Source organism: Hymenobacter psychrophilus, from assembly GCF_900107135.1.
Lineage (GTDB): Bacteria > Bacteroidota > Bacteroidia > Cytophagales > Hymenobacteraceae > Hymenobacter > Hymenobacter psychrophilus.
In genome coordinates this window covers 356,545-373,888 of sequence record NZ_FNOV01000003.1, presented here as the reverse complement: position 1 = coordinate 373,888, position 17,344 = coordinate 356,545, and the positions used below count along the sequence as shown (strand labels likewise).

Annotated in this window: 13 protein-coding genes; 6 read left to right on the top strand and 7 right to left on the bottom strand. The window is 62.2% G+C overall.

Annotated elements, in window-relative coordinates; genetic code table 11:
* Positions 1-6: 6 nt before the first annotated feature.
* Complete coding sequence (gene mfd / locus BLW21_RS06555) at positions 7-3,558, bottom strand: transcription-repair coupling factor (RefSeq protein ID WP_092738646.1); 3,552 nt, start codon at positions 3,556-3,558, stop codon at positions 7-9.
* Between the two features lie 220 nt (positions 3,559-3,778).
* On the opposite strand from mfd, the gene BLW21_RS06550 reads away from it, so the two are divergent.
* The 3 genes from BLW21_RS06550 to BLW21_RS06540 all read left to right on the top strand — a co-directional run bounded on the left by BLW21_RS06550 (position 3,779) and on the right by BLW21_RS06540 (position 6,546).
* Positions 3,779-3,991: a hypothetical protein gene (locus BLW21_RS06550; RefSeq protein WP_092738645.1), complete on the top strand. Its 213-nt coding sequence runs from the start codon at positions 3,779-3,781 to the stop codon at positions 3,989-3,991.
* 156 nt (positions 3,992-4,147) lie between these two features.
* On the top strand, positions 4,148-4,888 hold the full coding sequence (locus tag BLW21_RS06545) for a metal-dependent hydrolase (RefSeq protein ID WP_175470879.1): 741 nt from the start codon (positions 4,148-4,150) through the stop codon (positions 4,886-4,888).
* A gap of 629 nt (positions 4,889-5,517) precedes the next feature.
* Complete coding sequence (locus BLW21_RS06540; RefSeq protein WP_317040221.1) at positions 5,518-6,546, top strand: NYN domain-containing protein; 1,029 nt, start codon at positions 5,518-5,520, stop codon at positions 6,544-6,546.
* 177 nt (positions 6,547-6,723) lie between these two features.
* Here BLW21_RS06540 and BLW21_RS06535 read toward each other — a convergent pair whose 3' ends face one another.
* Complete coding sequence (locus BLW21_RS06535) at positions 6,724-7,194, bottom strand: PaaI family thioesterase (protein ID WP_092738642.1); 471 nt, start codon at positions 7,192-7,194, stop codon at positions 6,724-6,726.
* 110 nt (positions 7,195-7,304) lie between these two features.
* On the bottom strand, positions 7,305-7,787 hold the full coding sequence (locus BLW21_RS06530) for a GNAT family N-acetyltransferase (RefSeq protein ID WP_092738641.1): 483 nt from the start codon (positions 7,785-7,787) through the stop codon (positions 7,305-7,307).
* Positions 7,788-7,938: 151 nt separating this feature from the next.
* Between BLW21_RS06530 and BLW21_RS06525 the strand changes: the two genes are divergently transcribed.
* Both BLW21_RS06525 and BLW21_RS06520 read left to right on the top strand, forming a co-directional pair.
* Positions 7,939-8,427 carry a YajQ family cyclic di-GMP-binding protein gene (locus BLW21_RS06525; RefSeq protein ID WP_092738640.1) on the top strand — a complete coding sequence of 163 codons (489 nt, stop codon included), beginning with the start codon at positions 7,939-7,941 and terminating at the stop codon, positions 8,425-8,427.
* Positions 8,428-8,599: 172 nt separating this feature from the next.
* Positions 8,600-9,373, top strand: coding sequence for a TerC family protein (locus BLW21_RS06520; RefSeq protein WP_092738639.1), 774 nt, complete (start codon positions 8,600-8,602; stop codon positions 9,371-9,373).
* A 72-nt stretch (positions 9,374-9,445) separates the two neighbouring features.
* On the opposite strand, the gene BLW21_RS06515 is transcribed toward BLW21_RS06520, so the two are convergent.
* The 4 genes from BLW21_RS06515 to BLW21_RS06500 form a co-directional block, all read right to left on the bottom strand.
* Positions 9,446-10,258: a J domain-containing protein gene (locus BLW21_RS06515; RefSeq protein WP_092738638.1), complete on the bottom strand. Its 813-nt coding sequence runs from the start codon at positions 10,256-10,258 to the stop codon at positions 9,446-9,448.
* Positions 10,255-10,671 carry a hypothetical protein gene (locus BLW21_RS06510; protein ID WP_092738637.1) on the bottom strand — a complete coding sequence of 139 codons (417 nt, stop codon included), beginning with the start codon at positions 10,669-10,671 and terminating at the stop codon, positions 10,255-10,257. Before BLW21_RS06510 ends, BLW21_RS06515 begins: the two co-directional genes overlap by 4 nt.
* A 119-nt stretch (positions 10,672-10,790) precedes the next feature.
* On the bottom strand, positions 10,791-13,496 hold the full coding sequence (locus BLW21_RS06505) for a T9SS-dependent M36 family metallopeptidase (protein WP_092738636.1): 2,706 nt from the start codon (positions 13,494-13,496) through the stop codon (positions 10,791-10,793).
* A 148-nt stretch (positions 13,497-13,644) separates the two neighbouring features.
* Positions 13,645-14,196, bottom strand: coding sequence for an RNA methyltransferase (locus BLW21_RS06500; RefSeq protein WP_092738635.1), 552 nt, complete (start codon positions 14,194-14,196; stop codon positions 13,645-13,647).
* 266 nt (positions 14,197-14,462) lie between these two features.
* Between BLW21_RS06500 and mutS the strand changes: the two genes are divergently transcribed.
* Complete coding sequence (gene mutS / locus BLW21_RS06495) at positions 14,463-17,189, top strand: DNA mismatch repair protein MutS (protein ID WP_245711831.1); 2,727 nt, start codon at positions 14,463-14,465, stop codon at positions 17,187-17,189.
* The last annotated feature ends 155 nt before the right edge of the window (positions 17,190-17,344 follow it).

The window sequence follows — 17,344 nt, the reverse complement described above, 5'->3', positions numbered from 1 at the left end:
CTATCCTCACACCCCCACCGGCTCCTCGCTGCCTAGCTCGCTGAGCACGCGCTTGGCGGCGGCCACGCTGGGCACGTTACTGATGCTGAAGACGAGTTGCTGCTTGCGCTCCTTCATGCTGGCCGAGTTGGGGTGGGTCTGCACGTAGGAGAGGATGTTGCCGAAGGTGTCGCCCTGGAAGTAGGCCTCGTTGTTTTCGGCCGGGATGTAGCCCTTGAGCACGTTTTTCTTGTAGCTCAGGCGCTCGAAGCCGGCGTGGCGGCCCTGCCAGCGCAGGCGCACGATGTCGGCCAGCTGCTCCACTTCGGGCGGCAGCGGGCCGAAGCGGTCGGTCATGCCGGCCAGCAGCTTGTGCAGCTGCTCGGGGCCTTTGGCGCGGTCCATTTTGCTGTACAGCTGCAGGCGCTCCGACACGTTGCTCACGTAGGCGTCCGGAATCAGCACCTGCAGGTCGGTTTCGATGTTGCACTCGCTGGGGCCGGCCGTGGCGGCAGCCTGCTGCAGGCGCTGGGTGGGGTCGCCTAGGAACAGGTCGCGGAACTCGGTTTCCTTGAGCTCGGTCACGGCCTCGTCCAGAATCTGGTGGTAGGTTTCAAAGCCCAAATCGTTGATGAAGCCCGACTGCTCGCCGCCCAGCAGGTTGCCCGCGCCCCGGATGTCGAGGTCGCGCATGGCCACCTTGAAGCCGTCGCCGAGGTCGGAGAATTCTTCGAGCGTGCTCAGGCGCTTGCGGGCATCGGAGGGCAAGCCGGCCACCGGGGGCGTGAGCAGGTAGCAGTAGGCCTTTTTGTTGGAGCGGCCCACGCGGCCCCGCATCTGGTGCAGGTCGCTCAGGCCGTGCATGTGGGCCCGGTTGATGATGATGGTGTTGGCGTTGGCAATGTCGAGGCCGCTTTCGATGAGGTTGGTGCTCACCAGCACGTCGTAGTCGCCGTCCACGAACTTCATCATGCGCTTTTCGAGCTGGTCGCCCTCCATCTGCCCATGAATGTAAGTGATGCGGGCATCGGGCACGAGGCGCAGCACCATGGCGGCCATTTCCTCGATGTCCTTCACGCGGTTGTGCACGAAAAACACCTGCCCGCCGCGCTTGATTTCGCGGGCCACGGCGTCGCGAATCAGGATTTCGTCGAACACGTGCAGCTCGGTTTGCACCGGCTGGCGGTTGGGCGGGGGCGTGGCAATCACGCTCAGGTCGCGGGCGCCCATCAGCGAGAAGTGCAGGGTGCGCGGAATGGGCGTGGCCGAGAGCGTGAGCGTGTCCACGTTCACCTTCAGCTCCTTGAGCTTGTCCTTGGTTTTCACGCCGAACTTCTGCTCCTCGTCAATAATGAGCAGGCCCAGGTCCTTGAACTTGATGTCTTTGTTGGTGAGGCGGTGGGTGCCGATGAGGATGTCGGTTTTGCCCTCGGCCACCCGGCCCAGCGTCTCCTTTATCTGCTTGGTGCTCTTGAAGCGGTTCACGTACTCCACCGTCACGGGCAGGTTCGAGAGCCGCTCCCGAAACGTTTTGTAGTGCTGCATGGCCAGGATGGTGGTGGGTACCAGCACGGCCACCTGCTTGCCATCGGCCACCGACTTAAACGCGGCCCGAATGGCAATTTCCGTCTTGCCGAAGCCCACGTCGCCGCAAATCAGCCGGTCCATGGGGTGGGGCTGCTCCATGTCGTGCTTCACGTCTTCGGTGGCCTTGCCCTGGTCGGGGGTGTCTTCGTAAATGAAGCTCGATTCGAGCTCAGCCTGCATAAACGAGTCGCGGGCGAAGGCGTGGCCGGGCGCGGTTTTGCGCTTGGCATACAGCCGGATCAGCTCGGCGGCAATGTCCTTCACCTTTTTCTTGACGGCCTTTTTCTTGTTCTCCCACTCCGGCGAGCCCAGCTTGCTCATGGTAGGCGGCGTGCCCTCGGCCCCGCTGTACTTGGCAATCTTGTGCAGGGCATGAATGCTCACCGTCAGCACGTCGTCATCCCGGTAAATCAGCCGGATGGCTTCCTGCATCCGGTCGTTGATTTCCACCTGGGTGAGGCCCGCGAACCGGGCGATGCCGTAGTCCTGGTGGGTCACGTAGTCGCCGGGTACCAGCGTGCGCAGCTCCTTGAGGGTGAGTGCCTTTTTCTTGGAGAACTTGCGCCCCTCCTGGGCCCGGTAGAAGCGCTCGAACAGCTGGTGGTCGGTGTACACGAGCAGCTTCAGCGTATCGTCGATGTAGCCCTCGCGCAGCCCCAGCAGCAGGTGCTGGAACTGCACGTTGTTGTCAAGCTCGTCGAAAATCGTCCGCAGCCGGTCGGCCTGCCGCACCGATTCGGCGGCAATGATATTGGTGTAGCTGTTGAGCTGGTTTTCGTGCAGGTTCTTCACCAGCCGCCCGAAATCTTTGTTGAAGCTGGGCTGGGGCTTGGCCGTGAACGTGAAACTCTCGCCGGTCTTGAAGTAGAACCGCTTGCCGAACTCGGCCACCGCGAAGCCCTCCAGCAGCTTCTTAAAGCTCTTGCCCGACTCGAACAGGTCCTCCGGCTTGCTCACAATCTGCATGCCCGCGGCCCCGGCCATCAGCTGCTGAAAGTTGGCCTCGGCCCGCTCAAACGACTCGGTTACCACGTCCAGCGTCTGGCGCAAGTCCTTGGCCCAGATGGCCGTATCGCCCGGAATAAAGTCCAGAAAAGCCTCCCGCGTCTCCTGCAGCAGCTTGGTCTGCACGTTCGGGATGATGCTCACCTGGCTCTTCTTGTCCACCGAAAGCTGACTCTCGGGGTCAAAGGTGCGAATCGTCTCCACCTCATCCCCAAACAGCTCAATGCGGTAGGGCAGCTCGTTGGCGTAGCTGAAGATATCCACGATGCCGCCGCGCACCGCGAACTGGCCGGCCTCGTACACGAAGTCGCTCCGCTCGAAGTCGTACTCGGCCAGCATCTCGCTGATGAAGTTCACATCGAGCTTATCGCCCACCTTCACGATAAACGTGTTGGCCACCAGGCTTTTCTTGTTGATCACCTTCTCGAACAGCGCCTCGGGGTAGGTAACGATGAGGGCGCCAGGGGCCTCACCCCCCCGGCCCCCCTCTCCGGGGGGAGAGGGGGGAGCCTGATGACCCATTGTAGCCCCTTGCTTTTTGTCGGCTGGCACCCCCTCTCCCCCCGGAGAGGGGGCCGGGGGGTGAGGCGCCGAAGTCCGCGAGTTCAACCTATTGAGCACCTCGGCCCGCATCAGCACGTTGGCGTTTTCCGTCTCGTCGAAGGCGTAGGGGCGCTTGTAGGAGCTGGGGAACATCAGCGGCTCCTCGTCGGGCAGCAGGTGCTGGAGGTCGGCCAGGAAGTAGGCGGCTTCCTCGCGGTCGTGGAGGATGAACAGCTGGGGCTGCTGGGGGTAATTGTGGTGCAGCGCGGCGGCCAGCACGGCATCCTGCGAGCCCACCAGCCCGCGCAGATGCAGCCGGGCGGGGGCCTCGGCCTTGTCGGCGGCCTTGGCCAGCGAGCGACGGGTGGCCGGGTTGAGGCGGGCGCCCACCGTCAGCACGGTGGGGTCGAGGAGGTAGAGCTTGAGGAAGTCGGAAACCTGCAAAGGAAGGAGCGGCTAAAGCGGAAGGGAAGGCAAAAACGGCGCGGCCGGCAACGGTAGAAGCCCGGCCGGGAGCAAAACCGGTCGGGCAGTACGGGCACATGGCGCGGGGCGCGCTAGTCAATACCACGGCCGGCCCCGGAAAGTTTCCGCCGCTTTTACCGGTTCCCGTCGTATCTTCCCTGCTCACGCGCTACCAGGGGCAGGCCCTGCACGTAAAGCTATGGCAGACAAGCAACCAGCACCGGGCGACAAGGAGTGGGAGGGCATTGTGCAGCAGCTGCGCCTCATCTGCGAACACGTGCAGCACGATGGCCCCCTGCCCGCGCAGGAGCAGGTCGAAGCCGAAGATGCCTTCCGCCAATGCCTGGCCCATCTCGAAAACCAGGTCCAGGATATGCGCAGTGGCTTGAAAGGCAGCAGCGGCAGCTTTTAGTGCATAGATGAACGACATTTGTCATCCTGAGCGTAGCGAAGGACCTTATCCGGCCGGCACGACTCGTTTTTGCCATCTTTCCGGCGGGATGAGGTCCTTCGCTGCGCTCAGGATGACAGACGTTTCCATTCCTTCACTAACCACTGTCTCCTACAATTGCGCGGTTCTTCTCACTTGGCCATTGGCCTGATTACCGGCGTGGCCGTGGCGGGCCTTGTGCCGGGCGTGCCGTTCTCGCCGGCCGGTATTGCCCTGGCCGGCTTCTCGGCCCTGGCCCCCGACCTCGACCACCCGAATTCCCGGCTCAGTAAGCGCCTTGGTTTCGCCCAAAACTATGTGCGCTGGGCCTTTGTGGTGGTGGCCGCTGTGGTAGCCGCCTACGCCCAGTGGCAACTCACCCCCGGCCCCGACCGGCGGCTGGCCTTTACGGTGGCCCTGGCCTTCGGGCTGGTGGGCGCGGCCATGCAGGGCGAGGCCACCCGTAAGCTGGCGCTGCTCTTTACGGGGCTGTGCACGGTGGTAGCGGGCCTCTACACCGGCTTTGTGTGGCTGAGCATGCTGGGTTGCTTTATTGCGCTGGCGCCCTTCACCAGCCACCGCTCCTACACCCACACCATCTGGGCCGCCGCCGCCTGGACCTACATCGGGCATCTGGCCAACCAGAGCCTGGGCTGGCACGGCGTGGCCCTGTTTGCGGGCGGCGGCTACGTGTCGCACTTGCTGGCCGACTCGGTTACCAAGGCCGGCGTGAAGTGGTTTATGCCCCTGGTCGATACAAGCCTGGGAATCCCGCTCATCCGCACCGGCTCGAAGAGCGGCAATATGCTCGAAGTCGTTATCTGCGCCGCCTACGGCGTGCTGGTGCTGGCCCTGATTATAAGCCGCCTGCCATTCTGAGCAGCGGGGGCCGGCGGCCCCCGCCGTCGGGCCAATCAATCGGTTAACCTGCTGCAACCATAGCCCGGGCCGTGAAATATGGCGTTTGGCCGAATTTTACGGCACCGCCCGGTGTTGAAACTTATCTTTCGGTCGATGCCAGCTTTAACAACCATTGCGTAAACGGCGAAAAATGCAGGCTAACAGGTTAATTGGATTTAAGCCGGAAACGCCGGCAGAATCCAGTGACCAGCCAGGCGGCAGGTTGGCGCCTGTTAATTGATATTAAGAAATTAGAATTTTGTATATTGGCTTACCGGCTGATCATTCTTTAAGTATCGCCCTACGGGTATGTAACTTTATAGGAGGCACTATCCGGTAATTTTTGGCGGTATTTCTACCATTGGCCTCGTATGGGGCAGGCTTTCATCGGGCCGGTCAACTGCCCGGTTAGGAAGCTCAACCGTTGTCAGGTTCCACAAACGGCAGAAACCGACGCTGTACCACCGCTATGGATTATTATTATACAGCAACCTCAACAACTCGTACCTTTGTCCCGGCTGCGGTTGAGTAGCCGATTAAATTTTCTTTCTGCTCACTACCGCTTCGCCTTCTTTTCTCGCGCTTAAACAAACTTTTTTATGAACCAGATGAATAGCCCACTGATCAGGATTGGTATTTTTTATGATGGCAATTATTTCCTGAAAATCAGTGATTACTACTACTTCCAGCACGACCGCAAGGCCCGCATCAGCCTCGAAGGCCTGCACGAGTTTATCCGCCATCAGGTAGCTGAGGAGGAGGATGTGGACGTGCGCCTGAGCCAGATCATCGACTCGCACTTCTTCCGCGGCCGCCTCTCGGCCACCGAAGCCCGCGACAAGGACCGCCTGTTCCACGACCGGCTGCTCGACGACATCCTCATGAACATGGGCATTGCCACCCACTACATGCCCCTGAAAACGCGCGATGGCCGTTTGCAGGAAAAAGGCATCGATGTGTGGCTCTCGCTCGAAGCCCTGGAACTGTCCATCCACAAGAGCCTCGACGTGGTGGTGCTCATCGCCGGCGACTCGGACTACGCGCCCCTCATCAAGAAGCTCAACACGGTGGGAACGCGCGTTATGCTGCTCAACTGGGACTTCAAATACACCGATTTCAAGGGCGAAAACCGCGTTACCCGCGCTTCGCAGCAGTTGCTCGACCAGGCCACCTACCCGGTGCAGATGCACGAAATCATCGACCAGGGCCTCACCGACGGCGACGACCTGATTGAGTCGCTGTTCGTGAACACGCCCGAGCCGGCCGCCTTTCCCAGCACCAAGCCCGTACGCCCCACCGGCCCCACGGCCGCCGGCCCGGTCGGCACGATTGGCATGAGCACCATCAAAAACCTCAAAAACGGCTTCGGCTTCGTTGTGATGCCGCCCAACAACCTGTTCTTCAGCTACGCTGATATGTCGGAGGGCGACTTCAACGAGCTGCAGGAAGGCGACTGGGTGGAGTTCACCGTTGGCCGCAACCACCGCGACGAGGACTGCGCCCGCAACGTGCGCAAAGTTGATGCCCCCGAAATAGTGGACCGCGACGAGGATGACGACGACGACGACGATAACTACGGCGACGAGCACGACGAGCACGAGGAGCACGAATCGGCCAGCTCGCCCGAACGCATGTAGCTTTTTGGAGCTGTTAGCTGAGAGCTGTTAGCTGGTAGCTTTCGTTCAAGAAAAGCCAACCGCCCCGACTAAAAGAAGGCCCCGCACTCAACCGAGTACGGGGCCTTCTTCGTTTTTCAGCTAACAGCTAACAGCTAACAGCTAACAGCTAACAGCTAACAGCTAACAGCTAACAGCTCAGACGGCGCCGGGAAACAGCAGGTCGCGGAAGTCGCGCTTGGTGGCGGGGTAGCGGTTGAAGGTGCCCAGACCGCGGGCCACCACGAGGTTGTCGCGGCTGGGGCAGCGGATGGTGGTGGTGCTCACAATCAGGGTTCGGCCGGCGTGCTCGATGCTGCCGTGGGCCTCCAGCTCATCGTGCAGGTACACCGGGTGGAAGTAGTTCATCTTGAACTCGACCGTGGACACCAGCTCGGCCGCCGTGAAAGCCAGCGAGAGAGCCGCCGCGCCCAGCGCCGCATCCATGAGGCCGGCCAGTACGCCGCCGTGGCAGGTGTTGGGCGAAGACAGGTGCTCGTCGCGCACGCGCATAGTGTAGCGGATGCTGCCCGGCTGGTCGACGTGCAGCGTCATGCCATTGGCCCGGCCGTAGTGGTTGATTTGGTTGTAGGTAGCAATGAGCGCGGCAATATCGGACGGGACTTCCATAGAGGCTAGAAGGGAGTGAAACGGGTTGGAAAAGGTAAGTGCTTTCCGCGCAGCCGGGTGCCGGCGGCGGCGGGTTCGCTGGGCGCTTGCGGGCGCTTTGGGGCCGCCAGTTAGTCGCGGGCCAGCGCCTTGCGCATCAGAAAGTGCGGAATGCGGCCGAAGAGCAGGTGCGATGGCGCTACCACCACGTAGCCGGCCCGCTCGTAGAACGGCACGGCTTCGGCGCGGGCGTGCAGAATTATTTCGCGGAGCTGCTGCCGGGCGGCGGCGGCTTCTAGATGATCCAGCAGCTGCCGGCCCACCCCGCGGCCCTGCCAGGCGGGCGCCACGGCCATAAAGCGCAGCTGCCCCTGCCCGGGCGCCGCCGCGTGCAGGCGGCCCACCCCGATGGCCTGAACGGCATCGGCCATATCGGCCGCGCCCAGGGGTGGGGCGGCGGGGGCCAGCAGCAGGGCGTGGGTGGTGCCGGGCACGTCGTCGTCGGGGGCGCGCTCCGATCCGGGGGGCTGCTGCCAGGGCTGGCGCAGCACCGTGTAGCGCAGGCGGTAGTAGGCGGCCCAGTGGGCGGCCGTTTGGGGCGTGATGATGGACATAGGCAGCGTCTAAAGTCGGTAATAAAGCGGAAACCCCGCTCTGCAAGGTGTTTGGGAGGCGTTTGGAGCCGCCCGCTGGCAGGGCCTTATCTTTGGCGGCCGTTTCTGCGTTAAGGCAGTGTTTTCTCTTTTTACTTTTTTCCTTCCTGATATGCCTTCTTTCGACATCGTGAGCAAAGTGGACCCGCAAACCCTCGAAAATGCGGTGAACACGGCCAAAAAAGAACTCCAGACCCGCTACGACCTGCGCGACACCAAGGGCGGCATCGAGCTCGACAAGAAAACCAACGTCATCACCCTCACCTCGGAAAACGACATGCGCATCCGGGCCCTCGAAGACATCGTGCTCACCCGCCTGGTGAAGCAGGGAATTGATGGTACGGCCCTCGATTTCACGGACGAGGCTCATGCCAGCGGCACGATGATGAAGAAAACCGTGAAAGTGCGCGCCGGCATCGACAAAGATGCGGGTCGCAAAATCATCAAGGCCATCAAGGATGCCAAGGTGAAGGTGGAAGCCCAGATGCAGGACGACCAGGTGCGCGTGTCGGCCAAGAAAATCGACGAGTTGCAGGCCGCCATTGCCGTGCTCCGCAGCGCCGATATCGGCCAGCCCCTGCAGTTTGTAAACATGAAGTAAGGGCAGACAGCCACCGGTCATCCTGCGCCTGCGAAGGATCTATACAGAAGCTGATTTCAAAGCAGAATGGTCTGTTTATAGGTCCTTCGTCCTTGCACTAAGCGCAACAGGCTCAGGACGACAGGCGGTTTCAGCATACCAGCACACCAAAAAACCAGCACACCAACGCCAGATGCACTTCGACTTTTCGGTTTTCTCTCAGGCGCATACCTGGGTGAGTCTGCTCACGCTCACGTTCATGGAAATCGTGCTGGGTATCGACAATATCATCTTCATTTCCATCATCGTCAACCGGCTGCCGGTGGCGCTGCAGCCGCGGGGGCGCACCATCGGGCTGCTGCTGGCCCTCGTCTGCCGTATCGGGCTGCTGCTGAGCATCAGCTGGATTGTCGGGCTGAAGGCGTCGCTGTTCACGCTCAACCTGCCCTGGCTGGATGAGCCGTTCGGCGTGAGCGGGCGCGACCTGATTCTGCTGGCCGGCGGCCTGTTTCTGATTGGCAAGAGCACGACCGAAATCCATACCAAGCTGCAGGGTGAGGAGGACGATGAAACCCAGGCCGGCAAGGGCCGCGTGTCCATGCTCAACATCATCTTCCAGATTATCGTCATCGACATCGTTTTCAGCTTCGACTCCATCCTGACGGCCGTGGGCCTGGTAGATAACGTGCTGATTATGATTCTGGCCGTCATCCTCTCGATGGGCGTCATGATTGCCTTCTCGGGCGTGGTGGCCGATTTTGTCAACCGCAACCCCACCATCAAAATGCTGGCCCTCTCGTTCCTGATCATGATTGGCGTGCTGCTGGTAATGGAGGCTTTCCACCAGGAAATCGAGAAAGGCTACATCTACTTCGCCATGGCTTTTTCGCTGCTGGTAGAAGTTTTGAACATGCGCCTGCGCAAAAAAACCGAACCCGTCCAGCTACGCGACTCGCAGTACGATTAGCTCTTTCAAGCAAAACGGCCCCCGACACACGTCGGGGGCCGTTTTGCTTATAGCGGAGAGGTGGAAACAGGGCTAGAAAACGTAGAACCCCAGCAGCAGCCCGGCCGCCACGCAGTTGATGAACCCGAGGGTGAAGGCGTGGTCGGCGCGCAACCGCAGCAGCAGCACCCCCAGCGCCGAAAGGGCAACTACGGGTCCCAACGCCCCCAGGAACCCGAACCGGGCCACCGTCGGGCGTTGTCCGCGCAGCTTGCCCGACAGCACCAGTACCGTCCGGGGCTTGCCCAGTAAGCGCGTTTGCTCCACGCGGACCTGGTCGCCGGGTTCCAGGTCTATGGTGGTGGGTGTGCGAAAACGGGCCCGTTCGGTGTAAAAGACAAGGTAGGATTGGTCGCCTCCACGGCGGCTGCGCTTGATGTAGTCGAACCGTTGCACGGTTTCGTTGGGCAACAGCCGGCTCGTCATGTAATCGGCCAGCAGCAGCCCCAGCAGCAGCAGGCTCAGCACTGCGGCGGCTCGCAACCAGGGCCGAAATAGGGCAAACTGGGCCGCGTACAGCACATGCGTCGGCGGAACCGACGGCCGCCGATAACCGGCCGGCGGGTGCCGGGCCGGACCAGTCCGTGGTGGTGCTGGCGCCGGGGCCGATTTTGGCGCGGTGCGCGGCGCAGTGGCCCGCCACTCCAGGGCGGCATCGTAGACGGCGCGGCGGGCGGGGTCGCGCAGCACCTCGTAGGCCTCATTGATGGCCAGGTAGCGCGCGTGGGCGGCCGGGTCGGGGGTGCGGTCGGGGTGGGTGAGCCACACCAGGCGCCGGTAGGCCTGCCGGATGTCGGGGGCCGACGCGTTGGCGGGCAGGCCCAGCGTGGCGTAGTGCGTGCTCACGGGGCCAGGCTCAGGGCAGCCACGGCGGCGGCCTGGTCCTGCACCCGCTGGGTGGCCAGCGCCAGCAGCCGGCGGTTCAGCTCGGGGCGGTGCCGGCGGTAGTAGGCCAGCTCCTCGCTCGTAAACTGGCCCGTTATCAGGCCCACCACCGAGTAGCGCAGCTTGGTGTTGCGGGCCAGCAGCTCGCCCAGCAGCCGGCGCTGGTCGGCGGGGTCGGCCGAGGCCAGCGGCAGGTGGTGGTCGCGCACAAAATCGGCTGTTACAGCCAGCAGCAGCGGGTTCTGGAGCTTAAGCACGGGCCGTAGTGTGGCGTGCAGAAAGTCGCCGGGCGTGGCGGTGGCGGCCGCCTTTTCGGCGGCTACGGCGGGGCGCAGCGCCTGCAGGGCGGCGTCGGGGCGAAGAAAGTCAGACATCGGAAGCAAGATAGGCGAAGCCGGGCGTTGCGCCCCCCGCGGGCGGCCCCGGACCCGACAAAAAAAAACCGCCCGGCAGTTTGCCGGGCGGTTTTTGAGCTGTAAAGCGGGGCAGCTGCTTAGTGCTGCACTAGGAGCTTCTTGGTGAGCGTGCCTTCCGAGGTCGTCAGGCGCACCAGGTACATGCCGGGGGCCACCGTGGAGGTGTTCACCGTCAGGCCGTCCTGCTGCAGGCGGGCGGCCGAAATGGTCTGGGTGAACACGCGCTGGCCGAGGAGGCTAACCATCTCTACCTGCACCGGAGCCGAGCTGCTTACCTGCGTGCGGATAACTACCTGCTCGCGGGCCGGGTTAGGATACACGTCGAGCAGATTGGCGTTGAGCTGCTTGCCGCTGCTGAGTACCGTAGGCATATCGAAAGCCGCCGTCTGGTCGGTGAGGACGTTGCTGCTGCCCTGCTTGGCGCTGAAGCCCATGCCGCGGCGGGCAAATACGCGCCAGATCAGGTCAGAATTCGCGCCGTTGTTGTTCTCCTTATCGGCCAGCATGATGGCGTCGCGTCCATCGATGAAACCGGGGCGGCAAGGCTGGAACTTGAGCCCGTCCATCACCAGCCGCAGCGCAATGTTGTTACCGCCGGTGGCCGCGTTCAGGTCAGCGTTATAGCCGTACTTCTCAATCAGGGCCCAGTTCAGGTCCCAGAGCGTGGAGGCCCAGATGTAACCGATATTGTGAACTTGTGGTACCGTGTTGCCCGCCGCATTTACGGTCGTGTTATAGGCACCAGTACCCACCAGGGCATAAGTAGCGGAGTTGATGGTGAAGTCGTTGCTGTAGCGGGTGGGGCGGATACCGGGCCCGTCGATGGGCTCGAACGAGGCGTAAGTACCAATGCCGCGCCCGGTTTTGCCCACGTCGCCGGGCTTGGTGGTCATCCACAGACCGAAGAAGTCGCTCCAGCCCTCACCCATCTGCTCGCCGTTGGTCAGGCAGTTGTTTAGGCCCGCGCCGCCGGTCAGGCGGTTGCTGATGCCGTGGCCGTACTCGTGGGCAATGATGCCGTTGTCGAAGTCGCCGTCGCGGTAGTACACGTTGCCCGAGGCCGAAACCGTAACCGTCTGGCCGGCCCGGACGGCCTGCTTCAGCTTTTCGCCTTCGTTCTTCGTGATAAATACCGATGGAATCCGCAGGCCCACCGAATCGGGAGCCGAGCCGCCCATGCGTACCAGCGTGGTGGCGTCTGGAATGCTGTCCATCATGATGACCATGCGGGCACCCGCGTTCTGGGCATTCTTGATTTTGAGGGCGAAGCCGCACTTGCCGCGCTCAATCAGGGCAATGTTGCCGCTGATGGCCGCCGCGTTTACCAGCGGCGCGTTGCAGCCCCGCTCCGGCTTGGCCGAGCCATCATTTACCACTACCAGGTTGCCCGTAATCGGGCCTACCCGCTCCAACGAGCGGCCCAGCGAGCCTTCTAACGCATTCAACGGCCCGGCCAGCGCGGCTGGAGCAGTTACTTTAATATCGAGTTCCGACTTGTTCCATAGATACATCTGCATCCGGGGCTTCATACCATCAACGGGCGTACCGAAGTTGGCATTGCCGAACGCGGGCGGGGTTGTCGTCGACTTGTCCTGGGCTTCGGCCATCACGTCGTCGTTGCCCAGCCCTTTGCCCGAGTAGTTCTTGGACTGGAAATTACCGCTGGCCTCGTCGAAACCCTTGCGGGCCATCACGTCGTGCATGAGGTTGTTCCAGTAGAACAGGTTGGTAACGGCCAGATTCAGGTTCTTCTTGGCCGACGCCGCCAGCGTATTGTCGAACGGATAATCGAACACCAGGTCGGCGCCCCCATCAGGGCTGTAGTTGTCGCCGCCGGCGTTACCGTTGTCGTTCGGGTCGTCGTAGGCAAATACGTTGTTGCCGCGCGTGATTGTAAATTCGGCACCGGCTACGCCATTGGTGTCGTGCCAGCCAAAGGGCGAAGAAGCTTTATCGGCAGGATCTACGACGAACTGCCGGGGGCCATGAATGGGGCTCTCGACGGTGAGCGGCCACACATTGTAGCTGTTGGGCGTAGCCGTTGGGCGAGCGGCCGGCTTGGCCGGGGCTGCTGCGGCCTCGGCTACGGCGCGCATGGGCTGCGTCAGGTTCAGCATGCTGATGTCCTCCGACACAGTGAGGTCGGTTTTATCAAGCAGCGCGCCCGAGGCAGCATCTACGCGGGCGTTCCAGAAATGGTCGCCGCTGCGCGGGGCCAGTGTTACGTCCCACACCAGCCGCAATGAGCCGTCGGACATGGGCAGGTACATGAGCTGCACCGGAATCTTGTCAGAGGTAATCCCACCGTCGTTGAAATCCATACCGGCTGCAGGCGTACCAGCCCGAAGAAGGGTAAGTGGGCCAGGAGCCGGCATTCCTACTGCCCTAGCCGCAGCAGCTACCGCCTGCTGGGCCGAAATGCCGGGCGTGGGCGCCGCACCGCGTGCCAGCACCTGCACGTTGGGCAGGAAGCTACTGTTCAGGCTGGCCACCCGGCCGCTGGCGCTCAGGTGCACGCTGGCCACGGCGCCGTACACCTCTATTCCCTGCACCCGCTGGCGCAGATATACGTGCGTAATGCCGTTGTGCTCGTCGGTGAACTGTTTGGTAACGGCGGCGTCGGCCGCATCGGCGGCTACGAGGCCAAAGCTGGCGGAACGGCTCTGCAGAGCCTGTAGCGCCCGGTTATCGGGGGCCGCGCTCTGAGCAGCGGCCAAGCCCGGCAGCGCCAGCAGGGCCGCTGCGGCTAATGCCCGGACAGCAGGAGTAAAGGTTGGGTTCATTAAGTGGGATGTAAGTAGAAGGGACAAGAGCAAAAATGCATAGGGCAGCCAATTGGGCAACCTATCTGCTTCCAAATTTACGCCCAAAAGGCTTTTTTTCTATCTTATTTTCAAAAAATATTCAGGAATTTTAGACTTTGTTCAATAATCAAACGCATTTGCTGGCTTTTTGCAGGTTCATGGCATTAATGAACTCCCACAGCACCACGCCTGCCGCCACACTCACATTCAGGCTATGCTTGGTGCCGAACTGCGGGATTTCGACTGCCGCATCGCAGAGCGCCAGCACCTCATCTTCCACTCCGAATACTTCGTTGCCCATCACCAAGGCATAGGGCTGGTCGGTTTCAATAGTAAAGTCAGCCAGCAGCACGCTCTCGGTGGTTTGCTCCACGGCCACCAGCATGTAGCCGGCCGCCTTCAGTTGGTGCAGGGCTTCCAGCGTAGTGGGCGCGTACTCCCAGGCCACCGACTCGGTAGACCCCAGGGCCGTTTTGGTGATGTCGCGGTGAGGTGGGCGGCCGGTAATGCCGCAGAGCCAGATCTTTTCCACCGCGAAGGCGTCGGCGGTGCGGAAGGCCGCCCCCACATTGTGGAGGCTGCGTACGTTATCGAGCACGAGAGTGAGGGGGAATTTTCGCGTATTTTTGAAGTCGGCCACCGTCAGCCGGTTCAGTTCATCCATGGAGAGTTTGCGCATCCGGCAAAGGTAGGAACGCCCGCCGGGGCGCGGGGTGTTGCAACGTCGCGCCTCATGCTTTACCTGTCATCCTGAGCGAAGCGAAGTACCTTATTACGCTACAACGACCCACTCCGACGTGATAAGGTCCTTCGCTTCGCTCAGGATGACAGGCAGCGTTTTTATCCTTCCGAATTACTGTTTACCAAGTGAAAGTCAAGAAAGAAAAGAAGCCCGTCCGCACGCACGGCACGCTGGGGCCGCCCGCCGTGGCCGATACGCCGCTGATGAAGCAGTACCAGCAGCTCAAGCAAACCTACCCCGGCGCGGTGCTGCTGTTCCGGGTGGGCGACTTCTACGAAACCTTCGGCGAAGATGCCGTCACGGCCTCGCGCATCCTCGATATCACGCTCACCAAGCGCGGGGCGGGCACGGCCTCGGAAACCCCGCTGGCCGGCTTCCCCCACCACTCGCTCGACACGTATTTGCCCAAACTCGTGCGGGCCGGGCAGCGGGTGGCCATCTGCGACCAGCTCGAAGACCCCAAGCAGGCCAAGGGCCTGGTCAAGCGCGGCGTCACGGAGCTCGTGACGCCCGGCGTGAGCCTGCACGACAACGTGCTGGAGCGCCGCAGCAACAACTACCTTTGCGCCGTGCATTTCGGCAAGCAGGAGGCCGGCATCAGCTTTCTCGACATCAGTACGGGCGAGTTTCTGGTGGCTCAGGGCACCATCGAGTACCTGGGCAAGCTGCTCCAGAACTTCCAGCCGGCCGAGGTGCTGTTCTGCAAGAAAAGCCGCCGCGAATTCGAGGACAACTTTGGCCCCGATTACTGCCACTTCGCGCTGGAAGAATGGGTGTTCGGCCACGACTACGGCCACGAGCTGCTCACCCGCCATTTCAACACCACCTCGCTCAAGGGGTTTGGCATTGATGGGCTGCACGAGGGCATTACGGCCGCCGGCTGCGTGCTGCACTACCTGGCCGAAACCAAGCATACCGACGTGGGCCATATCGGCAGCATCGGGCGGCTGGAAGAGGATAAGTACGTCTGGCTCGACCGGTTCACGGTGCGCAACCTGGAGCTGGTGCAGGCCCAGCACCCCGGCGGCGTGCCACTCATCGACATTCTCGATCAGACCATTACGCCCATGGGGGCGCGGCTGCTGCGCAAATGGGTGGTGCTACCCCTCAAGGAGCCCGCCCAGATTCAGCGCCGCCTCGATACGGTGGACGCCCTGCTGCAAACCCCCGAGCTGCTCGAAAACCTGCAGCAGCACCTGCGCCAGATAAACGACCTGGAGCGGCTGATTTCCAAGGTAGCGGTGCGCCGCATCAACCCCCGCGAGCTGCTGCAGCTGGCCCGCGCTTTGGAAGCCATCGGCCCCATCCGCGACGAGCTGGCCGCCTCAGGCGTAAAGGCCCTGCAGAAGCTGGCCGACCAGCTCAACCCCTGCACTACGCTGCGCGAGGAAATTCAGGCCAAAATCCGGGAAGACGCGCCCATCCTTACCAACCAAGGCGGGGTGCTGCTCGATAACATTGATGCCGAGCTCGACGAACTGCGCCGCATGGCCGGCTCGGGCAAGGACTACCTGTTCCAGCTCCAGCAGAAAGCCATTCAGGAAACCGGCATTTCCTCGCTCAAAGTGGCCTACAACAAGGTGTTTGGCTACTACCTCGAAGTCACGAACTCGCACAAGGACAAGGTGCCGCCCACCTGGATTCGCAAGCAGACGCTGGTGAATGCCGAGCGCTACATCACGGAAGAGCTGAAGGTGTACGAGGAGAAAATTCTCAACGCCGAGGAGCGCCTGTTCATCATCGAGCAGCGCATTTACACCGAACTCGTGCTCACGGCCGCCGAGTATGTGCCCCAGGTGCAGCAGAACGCCCGCGCCATCGGCGTGGCCGACTGCCTGGCCTCGTTCGCCGCCACGGCCCGCCAGCACCGCTACGTAAAGCCCGTCGTCGACGACTCCACGACCCTCGACATCACCGCCGGCCGCCACCCGGTAATTGAGCGCCAGCTGCCCCCCGGCGAGCAGTACATCCCCAACGACCTGCGCCTCGACCAGGACGACCAGCAGATTGTGGTGATAACGGGCCCCAACATGGCCGGCAAATCGGCCCTGCTGCGCCAAACGGCCCTGATTGTGCTGCTGGCCCAGATCGGCTCCTTCGTGCCCGCCGATGCGGCCCACATCGGCGTCATCGACAAAATCTTCACCCGCGTAGGCGCCTCCGACAACCTGAGCAAGGGTGAAAGCACCTTTATGGTGGAGATGACCGAAACGGCCAGCATCCTCAACAACCTCTCCGACCGGAGCCTGGTGCTAATGGACGAAATCGGGCGCGGCACCAGCACCTACGACGGCATCAGCATTGCCTGGGCCATCGTGGAACACCTGCACAATTCGCCCCGGGCGCGAGCCAAAACGCTGTTCGCCACCCATTACCACGAGCTCAACCAGCTCGCCGACGACTGCCCGCGGGTGCGCAACTACCACGTGGCCGTAAAGGAGGCCGACGGCCGCATCCTGTTTCTGCGCAAGCTGCGCGAAGGCGGTTCCGAGCACAGCTTCGGCATCCATGTGGCCCGCATGGCCGGCATGCCCACCGCCGTGGTGCTGCGGGCCAACGAAATTATGCACCACCTGGAACAGGAGCGGGCCAGCACCGGCCTCGAAACCGACCAGCCCACCGAGTTCGATGATTTGCTGGTTGGCTTGAATGATGGCGCTGATGCCGCAACCGGCGGCAAAGTGGTGCCCCTCAACGGCCGCGCCGCGCCTCTCGAAGCGCCGGCCCGCCCCGTGGGCCCGAAGGCCCAGCCGGCCGCTGCCGTGCACTCGGCCCCGCGCCCCAGCCTGCAGCTCAGCATGTTCGAGCCCGCCGATCCGGCCCTGGAACGCTTGCGCGAGCTGCTCGAGAAGCTCGATGTGAACACGCTCACGCCCATTGAGGCGCTGCTGAAACTGAACGAGCTGAAGCTGGCGGTGGGTAGCAAGTAGCGAGGCTGGCCGGAGGTCCGGCGCAGCTTCTGGCTGTCCGGGCTTCTGGGCCAGGGCCTGTTTCGACAATAACTGAGCCTGCCGGTGAAAAATTTTCTACCTGAAAATCAGGCGACAAGCCTGCTAAGGAGGGTTTTTAGGGGCTTTTTTTAGAA